Source organism: Streptomyces sp. NPDC002574, from assembly GCF_042889545.1.
Taxonomy (GTDB): domain Bacteria; phylum Actinomycetota; class Actinomycetes; order Streptomycetales; family Streptomycetaceae; genus Actinacidiphila.
Genome location: NZ_JBIARB010000001.1, coordinates 644332 through 661264, shown reverse-complemented (window position 1 = coordinate 661264; position 16933 = coordinate 644332). Strand labels below are relative to the sequence as shown.

At 73.7% G+C, this 16933-nt stretch carries 15 protein-coding genes and 1 tRNA gene; 4 read left to right on the top strand and 12 right to left on the bottom strand.

All coding sequences use genetic code 11. From position 1 onward, the window contains the following. Nucleotides 1–16 precede the first annotated feature (16 nt). Both ACFYXS_RS03145 and ACFYXS_RS03140 read left to right on the top strand, forming a co-directional pair. A complete protein-coding gene (locus tag ACFYXS_RS03145) occupies nt 17–1177 on the top strand; it encodes a M6 family metalloprotease domain-containing protein (RefSeq protein WP_389243173.1) in 1161 nt (386 codons plus the stop codon). 3 nt (nt 1178–1180) lie between these two features. Continuing rightward, entirely contained in the window at nt 1181–2479 is a 1299-nt protein-coding gene (locus ACFYXS_RS03140; RefSeq protein ID WP_389243171.1) for a M6 family metalloprotease domain-containing protein, read from the top strand. Here the strand turns inward: ACFYXS_RS03140 and ACFYXS_RS03135 are convergent. The 7 genes from ACFYXS_RS03135 to ACFYXS_RS03105 all read right to left on the bottom strand — a co-directional run bounded on the left by ACFYXS_RS03135 (nt 2480) and on the right by ACFYXS_RS03105 (nt 8746). Further along, nucleotides 2480–2555 (bottom strand) — tRNA-Lys (locus ACFYXS_RS03135). 72 nt (nt 2556–2627) lie between these two features. After that, nucleotides 2628–3155 carry a bifunctional DNA primase/polymerase gene (locus ACFYXS_RS03130; protein WP_389243169.1) on the bottom strand — a complete coding sequence of 176 codons (528 nt, stop codon included), beginning with the start codon at nt 3153–3155 and terminating at the stop codon, nt 2628–2630. Nucleotides 3156–3299: 144 nt separating this feature from the next. Then, nucleotides 3300–3668 (bottom strand): hypothetical protein, encoded by a 369-nt coding sequence (locus ACFYXS_RS03125; protein ID WP_389243167.1) that lies wholly within the window; start codon nt 3666–3668, stop codon nt 3300–3302. Between the two features lie 87 nt (nt 3669–3755). Further along, a complete protein-coding gene (locus tag ACFYXS_RS03120; RefSeq protein WP_389243165.1) occupies nt 3756–5096 on the bottom strand; it encodes an AAA family ATPase in 1341 nt (446 codons plus the stop codon). Beyond that, nucleotides 5093–6655 carry a hypothetical protein gene (locus tag ACFYXS_RS03115; RefSeq protein WP_389243163.1) on the bottom strand — a complete coding sequence of 521 codons (1563 nt, stop codon included), beginning with the start codon at nt 6653–6655 and terminating at the stop codon, nt 5093–5095. The genes ACFYXS_RS03120 and ACFYXS_RS03115 overlap by 4 nt, the downstream gene beginning before the upstream one ends. Then, nucleotides 6646–7701: a hypothetical protein gene (locus ACFYXS_RS03110; RefSeq protein ID WP_389243510.1), complete on the bottom strand. Its 1056-nt coding sequence runs from the start codon at nt 7699–7701 to the stop codon at nt 6646–6648. Before ACFYXS_RS03110 ends, ACFYXS_RS03115 begins: the two co-directional genes overlap by 10 nt. A 115-nt stretch (nt 7702–7816) precedes the next feature. Beyond that, nucleotides 7817–8746, bottom strand: coding sequence for a phosphatase PAP2 family protein (locus ACFYXS_RS03105; RefSeq protein ID WP_389243161.1), 930 nt, complete (start codon nt 8744–8746; stop codon nt 7817–7819). Between the two features lie 242 nt (nt 8747–8988). Between ACFYXS_RS03105 and ACFYXS_RS03100 the strand changes: the two genes are divergently transcribed. Then, a complete protein-coding gene (locus tag ACFYXS_RS03100) occupies nt 8989–9687 on the top strand; it encodes a TetR/AcrR family transcriptional regulator (RefSeq protein WP_389243159.1) in 699 nt (232 codons plus the stop codon). Nucleotides 9688–9784: 97 nt separating this feature from the next. Here ACFYXS_RS03100 and ACFYXS_RS03095 read toward each other — a convergent pair whose 3' ends face one another. From ACFYXS_RS03095 to ACFYXS_RS03080, 4 genes are all read right to left on the bottom strand, one after another. Further along, the gene (locus tag ACFYXS_RS03095) at nt 9785–11278 is read right to left on the bottom strand and encodes a cellulose binding domain-containing protein (RefSeq protein WP_389243157.1); all 1494 of its coding nucleotides are present in this window, start codon (nt 11276–11278) and stop codon (nt 9785–9787) included. Between the two features lie 750 nt (nt 11279–12028). Beyond that, a complete protein-coding gene (locus ACFYXS_RS03090) occupies nt 12029–13234 on the bottom strand; it encodes a glycoside hydrolase family 3 N-terminal domain-containing protein (RefSeq protein ID WP_389243155.1) in 1206 nt (401 codons plus the stop codon). Between the two features lie 54 nt (nt 13235–13288). Then, nucleotides 13289–14677 carry a sensor histidine kinase gene (locus ACFYXS_RS03085; RefSeq protein WP_389243153.1) on the bottom strand — a complete coding sequence of 463 codons (1389 nt, stop codon included), beginning with the start codon at nt 14675–14677 and terminating at the stop codon, nt 13289–13291. Continuing rightward, nucleotides 14674–15351 (bottom strand): response regulator transcription factor, encoded by a 678-nt coding sequence (locus tag ACFYXS_RS03080; protein ID WP_319661545.1) that lies wholly within the window; start codon nt 15349–15351, stop codon nt 14674–14676. The genes ACFYXS_RS03085 and ACFYXS_RS03080 overlap by 4 nt, the downstream gene beginning before the upstream one ends. A gap of 110 nt (nt 15352–15461) precedes the next feature. Here ACFYXS_RS03080 and ACFYXS_RS03075 point away from each other — a divergent pair, with 110 nt between their 5' ends. Then, nucleotides 15462–16028: a hypothetical protein gene (locus tag ACFYXS_RS03075; protein WP_389243150.1), complete on the top strand. Its 567-nt coding sequence runs from the start codon at nt 15462–15464 to the stop codon at nt 16026–16028. 22 nt (nt 16029–16050) lie between these two features. On the opposite strand, the gene ACFYXS_RS03070 is transcribed toward ACFYXS_RS03075, so the two are convergent. Further along, nucleotides 16051–16905 carry a spermidine synthase gene (locus tag ACFYXS_RS03070; RefSeq protein WP_389243148.1) on the bottom strand — a complete coding sequence of 285 codons (855 nt, stop codon included), beginning with the start codon at nt 16903–16905 and terminating at the stop codon, nt 16051–16053. Between the last annotated feature and the right edge of the window lie 28 nt (nt 16906–16933).

Sequence of the window (16933 nt, the reverse complement as noted above, 5' to 3'; positions counted from 1 at the left end):
GGCCGCGGTCGCGGCGATGAGCGTTTTCGCCGCCGTCGTGGCCTGGACCCTGGTCACCGGACCCTCCGCGGGCGGTGCCGGCGGCGAGGTGTGCGTCCTGCCGCGCGGCACCGCCCACCACTCCGAGGGCGTGTCGTCCTGGGACCCCACCTACCCGCGGCCCCGGGCGGACGTCGACGCCGTGATGGTCTTCCTGTCGTTCCCGGACGCCCGGCCCAGCCTCACCCCGGACGAGCTGGCGAAGGACCACTTCCCGGCCACCGCGCAGTACTTCGCACGCGCTTCCTACGGCGCCTTCCGGCTGCGGCCGCACGTCGTGCCGGTCTGGCTGCGCATGCCGCTGCCCTCCACCGCGTACTCGATAGCACGCGACTGGGGCGCCCCCGTGCGCTCGCGCTTCCTCAGCGACGCGGTGGCGGCCGCCGACCCGCGCGTGGACTTCCGCCGCTACGAGGTCGTCTACCTCGTCGCCGACCCCGACGCCCCGGGCGTCGACCCGGACGCCACCAAGGTGGTCAGCCTCGGCTCGCCGCTGCACGCCGACGGCATCGAACTGCGCCGCTTCGTCACCGTCTTCGAGAGCCACCCGCCGGACGTCAACGTCCTCGCGCACGAGACCGGGCACGCCTTCGACCTGCCCGACCTGTACTACCGCCCGCCGGCCGGCAGCCATGCCGACTGGGACACGCACGTCGGGGACTGGGACATCATGGGCAGTCAGTTCGGACTGGCACCGGATCTGTTCGCCTGGCACAAGTGGAAGCTCGGCTGGCTGCGCTCCTCGCAGGTCCACTGCGTCGTCGACAGCGGCACGCACACCTACCGGATCACCCCGGTCGAACGGCCGGGCGGCACCAAGCTCCTCGTGGTACCCGCCGGTCTGAAGTCCGTCGTCGCCGTCGAGGTCCGCGCCGCGACCGGAAACGACCGGCTGACCTGCACCGAGGGCGTCCTGATGTACCGGGTGCGCGCCGACGTCCAGTCCGGCGACGGCCCCGTGGACGTCATCGACGGCCACCCGCGCACCTCCGGCTGCTCGCAGGTCTCGGTCTACCCGCCGCTCGCCGACGCCCCCTTCCGCGCGGGCCAGGAGTACGAGGTCGGCTCCGACTCGCGGATCGACGTCGTCGCCCGCCACCAGGACGGTTCCTGGACCGTCCGGGTCACGCAGGGCTAGGCGGTGCGCGGATCGCGGGCGCTGGCCGTCGCGGCCTGCGTGATGCTCTTCGCGGCGGGCAGCAGCGCCGTCACCAAGAGCGGTACGGCCGCCGGCCTGCCGCCCGCCGACCGGCCCTGCGCCCTGCGGGCGGCGCCGGGCACGGCCATGTCGGAGGGGTTCACCGACGGCGGGCACGACTTCGCCACCGCCACCGGCGACGTGCGCGCCCTCACCCTCATGGTCGACTTCCCCGACAAGCCCGCCCCGTATGCCGCGAAGGAGCGCTACCGCGAGTTCTTCCCCGCCGTGCGGCAGTGGTTCCACCGGGCCTCGTACGGCAGGCTGCGCTACGACTCCACGGCGGTGCTCCACTGGATCCGCATGCCCCGTCCCTTCACCGCGTACGGAATAGGGCGCGGCTACGGCTGGAACGCGCACACCGCCATGATGCGCGACCTGCTGAAGGTCGCCGACAAGAAGATCGACTTCTCCGGTTACAGCCTGGTCAACGTCCTGGTCACGCCCAACGCGGGCCCGCCCGCCGACCAGGCCGTGCTCTCCGTCACCTGGACCGGTGCCTCCGCCGCCACCACCGACGACGGCGCCCACCTGGACCGGGTGTCCCTGATATACGGTCACGACCAGTCGGGCGCGCGCGTGCTCAGCCACGAGAACGGCCACGCCTTCGGACTGCCCGACCTGTACGCCGTCGACCGCTTCGGCCGCACCGACGACCTGGCCGGCCAGTGGGACAGCATGTCGCTGGACTGGGGGCTGCAGGGCGACCTGTTCGCCTGGCACAAGTGGCGCCTGGGCTGGCTCGACGACGCCCAGATCCTCTGCGTCCGCGACGCCGCGTCGCACCTGGTGCGGCTGTCCCCGGTCGAGGTTTCCGGCGGCCGCAAGGCGGCGGTCATCCCGCTCGGGCGTACCAGCGCCTACGTGGTCGAGGCCCGCGCCGCCCGCGGCAACGACACCGAGGCCTGCCGTGAGGGCGTCCTCGTCTACCGGGTCCGCACCGACGTCGACTCCGGCCACGGCCCCGTCACCGTCCGCGACGCCCACCCGGCCACCTCGGCCTGCGAGTACAGCAGCGCCTCGTTCAACTCCCTCAACGACGCGCCCTTCCGGCCGGGCGAGCACTTCGCCGACCCCGCCTCCGGCCTCACCGTCGAGGTGCTCGCCCACGACCCGGCCGACGACGGCTGGACGGTGCGGATCACCAACCGCCACCCGTGGCGGACGGAGAAGGGGGGTGCCGAGCGCGCTGTCGCGCACACGACGACGGGCGCCCTCCGGAGGGAGGACGCCCGTCGATGATGGTGCGCCGCCAGGGACTCGAACCCCGAACCCGCTGATTAAGAGTCAGCTGCTCTGCCAGTTGAGCTAGCGGCGCTCGCTCACGTCGTAGAGATTAGCATCCGCTTGCGGGCGGGTGAAAATCGATATTCGGCGGCGGGCCGGCCGGTCAGCGGGCCGCCCGGACGCAGGCCCGCAGCACCTCGGCGGCCCCCGGGAGCCAGGGGCGGTGGGTGTCGGGGGCGACGAGCCAGCGGGAGCGGGCGGTGGAGCACTCGGCGTAGGGCGGGGGGAGGGCCACCGAGTCGCCCTCGCCGTGGCAGAGCAGGGGCGGCACGGGTCTGCCCCACTCCTCCCAGGACAGCAGTGAGGGGAGCCGCTGCGCGGCGCCCGGCGCGACGAGCAGCAGGATGCGCCCGCGGCACTCGGCGGCGGGACCGGAGCCGGGGCCCGCGGACCACAGCTGCTCCAGGACACGGCGGCCGAAGAGCGCGGGCAGGTTCACCACGTCGAAGGCTGTGCCGCAGGGCAGCACCGTGGGGGCCGTCGGCCGGGCGGACCACAGTGCCCGGACGCTGCGCGGGAAGGAGCTGGCGGAGGCCAGCCATTCGGCTCCGTCGGGGGTCACGTACTGCGCATGCCGGTACGCGGCGGAGCCTGCCGCGTCGGGTACGCCTGAGGAAGCAGAATCGATCATGCCCCCCGGCCATGTATGCCACTGCCCATCACTCATGACATATACAACTACCGTGCGTGAACGTTTCGTTACGCCAATCCGGTAGAAGGGGGGACACGCGGGCCGGGGGTCGGGTACCGTGCCCCGGCCGCATATATGCGTGCGTTACGAGCCGCTCGAACCGCCCTGCAGCAGGCCCTGGCCGAACTCGATCATCCGCTTGGCGTAGTCCTCCGACCAGCCCGCCTGCTCGGCGATCGCCGCCGGCACCAGCCGGTCGAAGCGCTTGGGGTCGGCGAGCTGCGCCGCGGCCATGGCCTGGAACTCGGTGGCGCGGTCCGCGGCGGCCCGGAACGCCAGGGCCAGCTCGGTGGAGCGCGCCAGCAGCTCTCTGGGGTCCTCCATGGACTCCAGGTCGAAGAAGTGCTCGTCGTCCTCGGCGATCGCCGCGGGTTCGAAGAGCAGCTGGGCGGGTTTCAGCCGAGGGGCGGGCGGCTTGCCCGCCGCGCTGTGAGCCGACTGCGGCTCGGACATGTACGTACCTCCAGGATCGTCAGCGCCTTCTATTGTCCCGCCTCGCGCAAGAGGACCTCGGCGAGGCGGGGACGGGGCGGGGACGCGTCAGGGATGCCAGGTCACACGGTGTTCGGCGAGGTGGGAGAGGACCGCGTGATGGGCCTCCCAGCCGTCCGGGAACTTCACCGTCACCCCGAGCTGCACCGGCTCCGTCGAGGGGTGCTCGTCCAGCAGCTCCGGCACGCCCGCCCGGCACACCACCACGCACGCGTGGCGGTGCCGCGAGGCCAGCACGCACAGCCGGCCGGTCTCCAGATGGAAGGCCGTGGCGTCGGGGCGCCCCGACAGCGGGTGCAGTACCACGGTGACGTCGAACTCCCGGCCCTGCAGCCGGTTCGCCGTGTCCACCGTCACACCCCGGACCCCGAGGTCGGCCAGCGCCGCCCGGACCGCCGCCGCCTGGTCGCGGTGCGCGGTGCCCACCGCGATCCGGTCCGGGCCGACCGGTGCGGTGCCGCGTTCGGAGTGCGCCACCCCGCCCCGGTCCAGCAGCCGCCGGGTCACCAGCGCGACCGCGCGCACCGCCTCCGGATCCGTGCGCGGCGTGCGGCGGGCCGGCAGCTCCAGCAGGCCCCAGCCGGCCAGCGCCGCTTCGTCCAGCACGCGGTCGGGTCCGGAGCCGTCACCGGGAACGCCGAAGGTCAGCCGCCGCTCACCGTGCTCGGTGCCGCTGCGGAACGGGGTGTACGGGTAGAAGGCGCCGGAGATCAGCGGTGCCGCCGAGGCGGGCAGCCGCCACGACACCGGCAGCCGGTGCTGCGGCAGCCCCGGGTTGTGGGCCAGCAGGGTGACCACCGCGCTCGCCGAGGGGTCGTAGCTCAGCCCCGCCCACTGCTCGGAGCCGACCACGCTGAACGGGTCCAGCTGCCCGGGGTCGCCCACGAACAGCGCCCGCTGGAACAGCCCGGCCACCTGGAGCAGCGCGTCCGAGCGCATCTGGTACGCCTCGTCGACGATGGCGTGCCGCCACGGCTCGACGTCCTTGGAGGCCGCGGTGAAGGCCCACTTCGCGGCGGTGGCGATCACCACCTTCGCGCCGGTCAGGTCGGCGGCCTTGGTCGATTTCAGCACCGACGCGTGCCGGTCCAGCGAGGGGTCCGGCGGCGAGTCGCTGCCGTGCAGCCGGCCGACGGGCAGGCCGGGGTCGGCCGTGGCCAGACGGTCCACGAGGTCGTCGACCTGGGCGTTGGTCTGGGCGACCACCATCAGGGACTCGCCCGCCGCGACCAGCTCCTGGGCGGCGCGCACCACCAGCGTGGACTTGCCCGCGCCGGGCGGGGAGTCCACGACCACGCCGCGGTGCGTGCCGTGCAGGGTGTCGTGCAGGATCCGCTCGGTCGCGGCGCCGGCGGCCCGGGCCGCCTCGCTCACCGGGCTCGGGCTCACAAATAGTCCTCTGCGGTCGCGGGGTCGGCGCTCTCGGCGAGCGCGGCTGCGGTGGTGGTGCCGGTGGCGGCAGCTGCGGTGCCGGCGGCGGTCGCGGCGCCCGGGGGGCCGCCGTGGGTCCACGGGGTGTCCTCCGGGTCCGGCAGTCCCGCGCCGCCGCGCGGAGCGTGCTCGAACAGCGTCCAGCACGCGGCGTCACCGGCCTCCGGCACGGTCCCGGGGTCGGGGACCTTGGACCGGCCCATGCCGTTCACCACCCGCAGGAGCACGGTGCCCGGCCCGGCCCACTCCACGAACTGCGCCTGCTGCGTGCGGCCGTCCGGCAGGGCGCGGTAGACCTTGGCGTCCGGGTCGAGATGCGGCCGGTCCTCGGTGGCCACGGTCACCAGCGGGCGCGGCTTGGGGATCCTGCCCTCGCTCATCGCCATCCGCACGTCCACCACCTCGCCCGCGAAGGCCTGGCCGGCCAGCCGCCGTCCGGCCATCTCCAGCGGGTCGTCCAGCGCCTCCTGCGCCTCCAGCCGGACCTGCGCGGTCTCCCGCCCTGCCAGCTTCTGCGCCGCGGAGACCGCGTCGTCGCGGCGCGGCTGCGGCGGCTCCCCGGCCCGTACCCGGTCCCGGTGCGAGGTGTACGACCAGCGGTCGCGCTTCCACCGCTCCTCGACGTGGGCGCCCGCGGGGAGTTCGCGCAGCAGGTCGAGGGAGCGCCAGATCGCGTCCCAGGTGGGACGCATCTGCCCGGCGAGCAGCGCGGCGATCTCGTCCGCCGCGCCGGGGATGCCCGCGTCGAAGCGGGCCGTGGCGGGCGCGAGCACCGCGTTGTCGAACACGGGGTCCGTGGCGGGGCCGGCCGGCGGGCACTCCAGCAGTCCGTCGGTGCCGCGCACGCTCTCCGCGCGCCGCGCCGCCTCGGCGCCCGGCACGTCCTGCGGTGGGTCGATCCAGGCCAGCAGGGCGCCGAGGTGCTGGTCCTCCAGATTGCTCTGGCCGGTGGCCCAGTGCCGGGTCAGCAGTTCGGTCGCGGGCAGCAGCAGTGAGGAGCCGGGGGTGCGGGCGCGCTCCCCGTAGTGCGTCAGCCACCGGCCGAGCAGCGGCACCCGCGCGGGCACCGGGTGCGGCTCGTCCGGGTCGTCCTCGGCGGTGCGGCGGAAGCGGGTGGAGCGGCCGAGCAGCCGGACGTACTCCACGGCGGCGGTATTGGCCACCAGCAGCTGGGGCGCGTCGGTGCAGACCTCCGACTCCTCCCGGTTGCGGGTGGCGGGCTCGGTCTCGGTGTCGTCGGCGAAGCTCTCCAGGTAGGGCAGCACGATCTGGGCGAGTTCGGCGAGGAAGGCGAAGCGCAGGTCGCGGTCGCGCGGCTGCGGAACCGTCAGCAGCCGGGGTTCGGTGCGCGCGGAGCCGACGAGCGCGCCGAGGGGGGCGCCGACCTCGCCGGCGGTGGTGAGCAGGACCAGGACCAGCGGCCGGTCCGACAGATGGCGGTGCCGCACGGTCGCGAGCGGGGTCGCCCGCCCGGTGGCCATCGCCTCCGCCCTGGCCAGCACGGAGATCAGCGACATCCCAGCGCCTCCGCACGGAGCGCGGCGGCCCGTCGCAGGGCGGCCACCGCGGGGTCGTCGGGCACGGCGGTTCCGTCGGGTGCGTCACCTTCGGCGGCCTCGCCGCCGAGCGCGGCCGCCAGCACCTGCTCGACATCGGTGAGCGAGCCGAGTTCGGCGCGGACCCCGCGGCCCAGCGCCTCCACGGCGCCGCAGGCCCGCGCCTGCTCGCGGCAGTGGAAGGACAGCTCGCAGCTGGCCAGGCACTCGGGTGCGTACGCCGCCGGCAGCAGGTCCACCGCGGCGCGCAGCTCCGGCCCGGGCCGGGTGGGTGTGCGCCGGTCGTCGGCGAGCTGCAGGTCGAAGGTGGTGCCCTCGGGCAGGGTGTCGGCGATCTCCTCGATCCGGGTGAGCCGGGCGAGCTGCCGCCGGGTGACCGACAACTGCTTGCGGACGTCGACGACCTCGGCGACCGGGAGGTTGGAGAAGTCCTTGGGGCAGACCAGCAGCACGCGGTGGTCCGGGGCGCCGAAACCGAGCCGTTCCAGGGCCAGGACGTAGACCGCGGCCTGCCGGGCGGCGGCGCCGACCTTCACCGCGTCCGCCGAACCGTCCAGGATCGGGAAGGACTTGACCTCGATCACCGTCCACGACCCGTCGGGGCGCACGGCGATCGCGTCGGGCTCCAGGTAGACCGGGGAGTCGGCGACCTCGAGGGCCAGCAGCGGATGGTCCAGCACCGTCCAACGGGCCGCGGCGGTGGCCTCCTTGAGCGCGAGGCGGGTGCGCTCCACGCGGCCCTCGGGGCCGGGCGCGGTCAGGTCGGGCAGCGTGACCTCGGTGTCCTCCGGCGCGCCCAGCAGGCGCAGCAGCTCGGCGCAGCCGTTCCCCTTGACCCGGGCCTCGAAGGCGTGGCCGCGGATGAACGCGAACTGCGACTGCCCGAACGGCGCCGGATTGCCCAGCACGCCGGCCACCGCCGCCTTGTCCACCCCCGCGGCGTCCAGCAGCGCGCGGCGCCGGCAGCCCGGGTTCGCCGCCAGCGCCGCCAGGGCCCGCGCGTCCATCGGGCGCGCCGTGGTTCCCGGGCCGCGCAGCCCCGCCAACCGCTCTCGCAGATCGTGCGTAGTGCTCACCCGCGCAAGTCTCGCACTCCCCACCGACAACGGGGGCCACCGCGGTTCAGCCGTGGGACTCCCGGGCCGGTGGCCGGGCCCCGCGCTGGGCCGGGACGGCCGGCTTCGCGGTCTGCCGTCCGGTCGGGCGCTCGGCCAGGGCGGCGTCCCGCGAGGAGGCGACGACGGGGGAGGAGACGTGCCGCGGCGGGCCGGCGAACCGTGCGGTGACCGCGCCCCGCAGGCCGTCCACGGCGCGCAGGAACGGCCGCGTGAGCAGGAGGCCGAGGCCCATCACCGCCGCGCCGGCGACCGCGTCGAAGAAGTAGTGGTTGGCGGTGCCCATCACGACGAGGGCCGTGCCGAGCGGGTACGCGATGCCCAGCGCGCGCACGAACCGGGTGCGCCCGTAGCGCCAGAGCACGACGCCGCACCACAGGGACCAGCCGACGTGCAGGCTGGGCATGGCCGCGTACTGGTTGGTGAGCCCGCCGAGCCCGCGCGGGGCGCTCGCGTCGCCGCCCCACCAGCCGTAGGAGCCGTACTGCGCCATGGTGTCGACGAAGCCGTGCCGCCCGGCCAGCAGCCGCGGCGGGGCGGTGGGTGCCAGGGTGAAGCCGATCAGCCCGATGAGGGTGGAGGTCATGAGCCAGGTGCGGGCGAAGCGGTAGACGGTCGGGCGCCGCCGCCAGAGCCAGATCAGCACGGTGGGGGTGACCAGGTAGTGCAGGGAGGCGTACCAGAAGTCGGCGGGAATGCCGAGCGCCCGGTAACGGCTGAAGAGGGTGTTGAGCCAGCGTTCGGGGTCCAGGGTGAGTGTGGTCTCCAGGTGGAGGATGGTGATGCCGTGGTCCACCGCTCGCCCCACGTCCCCGCGTACCAGGAGGCGTCCCGTCGTGTAGAGGCCGTACACCACCGCGATCAGCGGCAGCTCGGTCCACCAGCGCAGGCCGCCCCTGTAGGTGGCGGCCCGCGGCGCGGTGGTGGTCATGGTCATCGGGCCGTTCTCCCCGTCCTCTCCCTGTGAGAGCTCATGCGGACTACCGTACGACGTACGCTAGGCAACCTGAACACCACCCCCGCCTATTCCGGTAACTCCTGGTTCGTCCGAGGTTCAACAGTGTGTGCTCGTGAACGCGTGCGAAAAGACGCCGCACGACCGTCATGGGTTGCCCGTGAACGCGGGAGAATCAAGGAAACCGCTCCCCGACCGCTCCCATGACCGGACACACATCCCTCATGACTGTCACCCCGCCGGCCCGCTCCCCACGGCGCCGCGTCCCCCGCAACACACTCAACCCCGACCGCATCCTCGACGCGGCTGTCGCGCTTCTCGACCGTGACGGGCCCGAGGCCTTCACCATGCGCGCGCTCGCCCAGGAACTGGGCGTGGGCACGATGGCCGTCTACTCGCACTTCAAGGGAAAGGAGGAACTCAACGACGCCGTCAACGAGCGGCTGCTCGGTGAGATCGAGATTCCCCCGGACGCCGGCGCGCCCCGCGAGCAGCTTATTGAACTCTGTGTGGGGGTGTACCGACTTTTCAGTGAACATCCCGCAGCGCTGCAGTTGTTGGCGAGCCGTCCGCTGCGCGGCGACGAGGCGCTGAGCGTCATCGACCGGATGCTCTGCCTGCTGCGCGGCGCGGGCCTGGAACCCGCCGCGGCCGCGGCCGGACAGGTCGCGCTCATGCAGTACACGGTGGGCTCGGCCATGTGGGCCGTGCGCCGCAAGCGGGCCGAGTGCGACGCGGAGGTGAATCTCCGCGAGAAGATCCGTGAGCGCCTCGCCGAACTCCCGCCGGAGCGCTATCCGTCGCTGACCGGTCTCGCCCCCGAGCTCAGCGCCGCGCAGGACTCGGGCCGCACGCAGTACGAGGTCGGCCTGGCCGCGCTGCTCGACGGCCTGCTGAACGGGTCCGCGCACCCCCGCACATGAGAAGAGCGCCCCGGCCGGGGCGGTGGTGAACTGCCGGCCGGGGCGCTCGTGTGGGGGGATCGGGAGATGGCTGGTGGGGTGGAGCGGGCCCGCGGGCTCAGCGGTTGTAGGCGGCGAACGCCTTCGAGAACGCGCTCGCGTCCTGGACGATCGAACTGCAGGTCGCGTCGGCGGAGTTCTTGGCACCGCCGGGGCACTGCTTGTCACGGGTCGCGGACCACATCGACAGCCAGCCCAGGCCCTTGGACTTGGCGAAGGCCACCAACTGCGAGGCGTCGTCGACCCGGAAGACCTCGGTGCTGACGTCGTTCACGCCGATCATCGGGGTCACGGCGACGGCCTTCCAGGCGGCCGCGTCCGACAGCCCGAGCACGCTCTTGATCTGCGCCTGGGTCGCGGTGGCGGCGTCGATGGCGTAACCGCCCATGTCGCCGCTGAAGGAGGCGCCGTAGTCCATCGCCATGATGTTGACGGCGGCGACGCGCACCCCGTTGGCCTTGGCGTCGGCGAGCAGGTTGACGCCGTCCTGGGTGAGACCGGTCGGCATGACGGGCAGGGTGTAGGAGACGTCCAGGCCGCTGTGGGACGCCTGGAGCTGCGCGATGGCCTTGGCGCGCTTGGAGTTGGCGGTGGCGTTGGCGATGGCGCCGCCCTCGATGTCGAAGTCCACCTGGGTGAGCTTGAAGGTGTCGACGACCTTGCCGTACGCGGCGGCGAGCGCCGCGGGGGAGGAGCAGGTGGTCGCCAGCTCGGAGCCGGACGCGCCGCCGAAGGAGACGCGCACGTCGCCGCCGGCCTTGCGCAGGTCGCCGATCTGCGCGTCCGCGGCGACGTCGGTGACGCCGCCCCACTTGGGGGTGCAGCCGCCGCCGTCGGTGACGAACGCCAGGTTGTACTGCTTCACACCGGTCGACCGGGAGTGCGCGAGCAGGTCGAAGGCCGGGTAGAGCGAGGTGTCGACGTACGGCGCGAAACCGGCGGTCGCGCCGGAGGCCGGGGGCACGGTCGCGGTGGCCGTCGGCGTCGCGGTGCGGGTCGGTGTCGCCGTCGGGGTCGGCGTGGCCGTCGCGGTACGGGTGGGGGAGGGCGTGGCCGTCGGGGCGACCGTCGGAGTGGCGGTCGCGGTGGGACGGCCGCTGGGGGTGGCGGTCGCGCCGTCGTCCACCGAGCACTTCACGCCGTTGATACGGCAGTTGACGGGGTTGCCCGCCGTCGCGGAGGACTTCGTCACGAAGCCCACCTGCGCCGCCTGCCCGGCGGCGATGTCCTTGTTCCAGTTCGCGGGCCGCACGGTCACGTGCTGACCGGCCGCCGTCCAGGTCGCGTTCCACAGCGAGCTGATGCTGGTGCCCGCCGGGAGGTCGAACGTCAGCGTCCAGTCGGACAGCGTCGAGCCCGAGGAGTTGCTGATCTCGTACTGGCCGGTGTAACCCGTGGTCCAGTCGCTGGTCTTGCTGTACGCGGCACCGACGGTGGCGGCCTGCGCCGACCCCGCGAGAGCGAAGGCGCCGGCCGCGACGACCGCGCCCGCGGTGAGGCCCCCGAGCAGGGCGACCTTGCGCGTGGGGCGACGGCGATGTGAGTTCCTCATGAACCGGCACGCTAGCGAGGGGCATTCGGACAAATGACCTGAGCTGGGCGTGCGTTCGATTTCTTATGACGCGCTTAAGGTCCGGCTAAGGGCGGCCTGAGGCCGAGGGAGCGCGGTTCGGGGTCTGTGGTCGGCTGCTCGACGTGGATCGCGAGTGCCCTGATCATGGGTCGAAGGCGCGTGGCGTTCCGCCGCGAACCGCGGCGGTCCGCACGAGTGGCGTGGGTACAGGAGGCCGCGATGGTCGGGGTCGAGGACGTCATGGCCTTCCTCGTCGACCACAGGGCCCCTGGTGTCACTCCGGGGTACGTCTCGGAGCAGCTGCTCTCCCTGTCGTGGATCATCGACGCCAAGGACGTCGCCCGCATCGTCGAAGTGGGAAAGCAGTGGCTGAGGTCGGACGACTCCTTCCGAGTGGCCGTCGCGATCGGTCTGGAGAACGAGACCTGCCTTGCTGACTCTGGGAGGAGATCGCCGCGTTGGCCGGGCCTCGCAAGGAGAGGTTTCCCTCGATGGCGGTCGATGTGGACGCATGGATGGCGAGAGCCGAGCCGGCGTACCAGAAGCTCAAGGGGGGCACCTTCTTCGAGCGCGGCGAGGAAGACGCCTGAGATCAGCGCGGAGCCGGTCCGGGACTGCCTCGCGACCGGCATCGGCTTGTCCCGCGCCGCCGCGAAGTGTGGCTCCGGCCGGTGCCGCGTGGGGGACGGCCCTGCCGAGGTGACCGGCGGGGCCGCGGGAAGGGGCGCGTCAGGTCGTGCAGCGCAGCGCGCCCGCGGCCTGCTTGGCGGTCAGGATGCGGCGGGCGCTGTTCTGGACCAGGGTGCGCACCTTCGGGTCGTGGCGCATGGCGTAGCGGATGCCCTCGGCCATCGTGGGGATGCCCTTGGGCGTGACGGTGAGGGTGAGGTCGCCGCCGGCGCGGAGGAAGGTCAGGGCGCGCTGGCTGAGCGTCACGGACTGGGCGGACTTCGCCTGCCCGAGGTCGTCGGAGATGATGACGCCCTTGAAGCCCAGGTCGTGGCGGAGCATCTGGTTGACGATCAGCGAGGAGAACGCGGCCTTGTGCTGGGGGTCGATCCGCTTGTACGTCGCCAGCGAGACCATCACCAGGCCGGTGCCGGCGGAGATGCCCGCACGGAACGGGGCGATGTTGCTGCCCGTGCGGGTCAGCGTGGTGTCCGTCACTGAGGCGGTCGTGTCGGTGTTGCCGCGCACGCTGCCGAGGCCCGGGAAGTGCTTGGGCGTGGTCAGCACGCCGGCCGACTTCGAGCCCTGCACGTATGCCGTGACGTGCGGGGACACCACGGTGGACGTCGAGCCGAACTGGCGTCCGTAGCGGCCGATGGGGATGTTCGCCGTGCCGATCGAGGTGGGCACGATGTCGGCGACCGGCGCCAGGTTCACGTTCACGCCCGCGCTCTTGAGCTGCTTCGCCCAGCCCTGCGCGCGCGTGCGCAGCGTGGCGGTGGACCACGTGCCCTGCGTCTTGCCGCTGGGGATGGTGGAGAAGCCGGTGCCCTTGAGGACCTGCACCTGGCCGCCCTCCTGGTCGGTGGAGACCAGCAGGCCGACCCGCTGCCCCGCCACCGTCTCCCCGAGCGACTTCTGCAGGCTGTCGACCAGGGTCCGGGTCTTCTTGACGCCGGCCGTGCTGCGGCCCGCGAGGAACACCGACCCGACCGCGTACTTGCGCATCGCGTCCAGGTCCGCCTTCGGCGGCGTGTTCAGCTTGGCCGCGCCCATGAAGAGCTGGCCCACGCGCTGGGTGTCGTTCATGCCCGCCAGGACCCGGTCCACGCAGGACACCTTCGGGGCGGCGGGGGTGGCCGCCGCGCGCGCGGTGGCGACCATGGACTCCTGGGCGGACGGCGTCCCCTGGCAGCCGGCGGCGGTCAGCGTCATGGCCAGCAGGGCGAGGGACACGCGGCGCGGCGTGAACAGGTACGAAGTCACCCTCGCAGCGAATAGGACGAACATGTCTGTGTCAATCGGAGCGGGACACCGGGGTCAGGCCTCCGAGCGCGCCGGGGGCCGTCTGCCGCGGCGGCGGCGGACCACGCGGTGGGTGCGCTTGCCGCCGGAGGCGTAAGGCCGCAGGGCGATCCAGACGCGGATCTCGGCGCCGCCCAGCATCGAGGAGCCGATGCGGACGTCGCCGCCGGTGGCCTCCGCGAGGCGGCGCACGATGTCCAGGCCGAGTCCCGTCGAGCCGTCGCCGCCCGCGCCCTGCCCGCGGCGCATCGCGGCCGAGGGGTCGTTGATACCGGGGCCCGCGTCGGAGACGAGGACGATCACCGCGTCCTCGCCGCTGTGCACGTCCACCGCGAAGGCGGTGCCCTCCGGGGTGTGGCGGAAGACGTTGCCGAGCATGGCGTCGAGCGAGGCGACCAGGTCGGCGCGGGCCACCGGGACGCGCACGGGGCGGTCGACGCCGGCCGTGCGGGCCTCGCGGCCCTGGTCCTCGGCGAGCGCCGACCAGAAGGCCATCCGCTCGCGGATCACCGCGGCCGCGTCGCAGCCCACCGCCACCGGCTTGTCCTGGGCCTGCTGGGCGCGGGCGGTGCGGATGATCTGGTCGACCTCGCGCTCGAGCTGGGCCACCGCGTGCCGGGTCTGCTCGCCGGCCGGGCCGTCGCCGAGGGACGCCGCGTTGAGCCGCAGCACGGTCAGCGGGGTGCGCAGCCGGTGCGAGAGGTCGGCGGCCAGTTCCCGTTCGTTGGCGAGCAGTTGCACGACCTGGTCGGCCATGGCGTTGAACGCGATCGCGGCCGACCGCAGTTCGGGCGGGCCGTCCTCCGGGACGCGTACCGTCAGGTCCCCGCGGCCGAGGCCGTTGGCCGCGTCCGCGAGCCGCTTGGCCGGGCCCACCATCCGGGTGCCCAGCCGGTCCGCGACCGCCACCGCCCCGATGATCAGGCCCACGCCGACGGCCGCGAGCACCGCCCACGCGGTGGTGACCCCGCGGGTCACCTCGCCGTCCGGGACGAAGACCTCCACCACCGCCACGGAACCGGAGCCGACGGCGGTCGGCTGCAGCAGCGCGTACCCGCCGGGCACCGGCACCGTGGCCGCCCGGCCCAGTTGGGAGGCCCGTTCCAGCTCGGAGTCCGGCGCGTGCGAGCGGCCGATCCGTACCCCGTCCGTGCCCTCCGTGGCCGGCACGCTCACCGCGATCCGGCCGTCCGCGCCCGCCTGGGTGGAGGCGACGGCGCGTTCGAGCTGCGCGCGGTCCGTGGTGATCGCCAGGGCCGGGCCTATGGCGGCGGCCTGGCGTTCGGCGTTGCCGATGGCCCGGTCGCGCGCCATCTCCTTGACCGTCAGGGCGAGTGGCACGGCGAAGGCCACCACGACCATCGCCGTGACCGCCACGCAGACCTTGACCAGGGCCCATCTCACCGCGGCGGCTCCAGTTTCACGCCCACCCCGCGCAGGGTGTGCAGGTACCGGGGGCGGGCCGCGGTCTCGCCCAGTTTCCGCCGCAGCCAGGACAGATGGACGTCGATGGTCTGGTCGTCGCCGTACGACTGCTGCCAGACCTCCGACAGCAGTTCGCGCCGCGCCACCACCACACCCGGCCGGGCCGCCAGGAAGGACAGCAGGTCGAACTCACGCCGCGTCAGGTCCAGCGGCGCGCCGTCGAGGACGGCCTGCCGGCGCAGCACGTCGATCTGCAGCCCGCCCACCCGCATCACCTCCGCGGCCTCGCGGGCGCGCGAGCGGCGCAGCACGGCGGCCATGCGGGCCGACAGGTGCTCGACGGAGAACGGCTTGATCAGGTAGTCGTCGGCACCGGCGTTGAGCAGGCGCACGATCTCCGACTCGTCGTCCCGGGCGGTCGCGATGATCACCGGCACGTCCGTGATGCCGCGCAGCATCTTGAGCGCCTCGGCGCCGTCCAGGTCCGGCAGGCCGAGGTCCAGGATCACCACGTCGAAGCCGACCTGCGCCACCTCGCGCAGCGCCTCCAGGGCCGTGCCCACGCTCCGCACGGAGTGCGCGGCGTCGGTGAGGTGCCGGATGAGGGCGGAGCGCACGAACTGGTCGTCCTCCACGACGAGCACACTTGCCATGGCCCGCAACTTAGCCCATCCGGGGGACGCTCCGGGTGGGTCCGAGCACGTCCGGGCCGCGTGCGCAACCCTCAACTCCGCGGAGGGGGCGCGTCCGGCAGTATGGGCGCATGCGAAGAGGACTGGCGCACGCCGGAGCGTGGACGCTCGCGACGAGCGCCGCCGTCGCGATGTCGTGGTTCGGCGTCCACCACGTACTGGCGGGCACGGCGTACGACCCGCCGCGCGCGCTGCCCCTCGCGGAGCCGGCGGCAGCGTCGGCGCCTCCGCCCACGCCGTCGTCCTCGCCGTCGTCCACCGCCGTCGACCGCCCGCGGACCCCGACCGGCAGGGCGACCACCACGGATCCGGCGACGTCGCCCGCCGCGAAGCCGTCGGCCTCGGCCCCCGCCCGGCCCCCGGGCACCCCGACGCCCGCGGCCTCCGCCGCCGGTGCGACCGGCGACGTCCACAGCTACACGGTCGAGGGCGGCCGCGTCGTCCTGGACCTGGGCGCCGACTCGGCCACCCTGGTCTCCGCGACGCCCGAGGCCGGTTGGGAGATGAAGGTCTGGAACCAGTCCGCGTCCGCCTGGATCCGCGTCGACTTCACCTCGGGCGGCACGACGTCCTCGCTGTTCTGCACCTGGAACGGGCATCCGCCGACCGTCGAGACGTACAAGGCCGGCGGCCAGTAGGGCGGCGGACGCCGTAACGCCGTTACCGGAACACGGACTCCGGGGGAGCCGGTGAGGCCGTCGCCGTCCGGTCCGTGACCGGAACCGCGCCGCCCGCGAAGGCGTCCAGCTCCCGGCCGTGCTCCACCCGCCCCGGGTGCGGGTCCGAGGCCACCCGGCGGGTGAACTCCGCGACGGGCAGCTCCCCGTCGCCCGCCACCAGGATCACGTTCCCGAACCGCCGCCCGCGCAGCACCGCGGGATCCGCCGCCAGGCAGGCGTGCGGGAAGCAGGCCCTGACGGTGGCGATCTGACCGCGCAGGAACTCCAGCCGGCCGCCGTCGGCCGCGTTCGCCGCGTACAGCCCGCCGGGCGCCAGCGCGCGGCGCACCTCGGCGAGGAACTCGGTACTGGTGAGATGGGCCGGGGTGCGGGCCCCGCTGAAGACGTCCGCGACGACCAGGTCCGCCCAGCCCTCGGGTACCTTGGCCAGTCCCGCCCGGGCGTCGCCGCCGCGCACCTTGATCCGCCAGGTGCGGTCCCAGGGCAGCTCGCGCCGGACGAACTCCACCAGCGCGGTGTCCACCTCCACGACCTGCTGGGTCGAACGCGGCCGGGTGGCGGCCGTGTAGCGGGCCAGGGTCAGCGCGCCGCCGCCGAGGTGCAGCACCTTGAGCGGGCGGCCGGGCGGCGCGGCGAGGTCGATGACGTGGCCCAGCCGGCGCTGGTACGCGAAGTCCAGATGGGCCGGGTCGTCCAGGTCCACGTGCGACTGGGGGGCGCCGTCGATCAGCAGCGAGCGGCCGCGCGGCCGGTCCCGGTCCGGCACGAGCTCGGCGAGACCTCCGCCGACCTGCTCGCGTATGCCTTCCGGGTCCTTCGTCCTGCGCTGCGCCATGCACCCAGTATGGGCGCGGCCCGCCGCA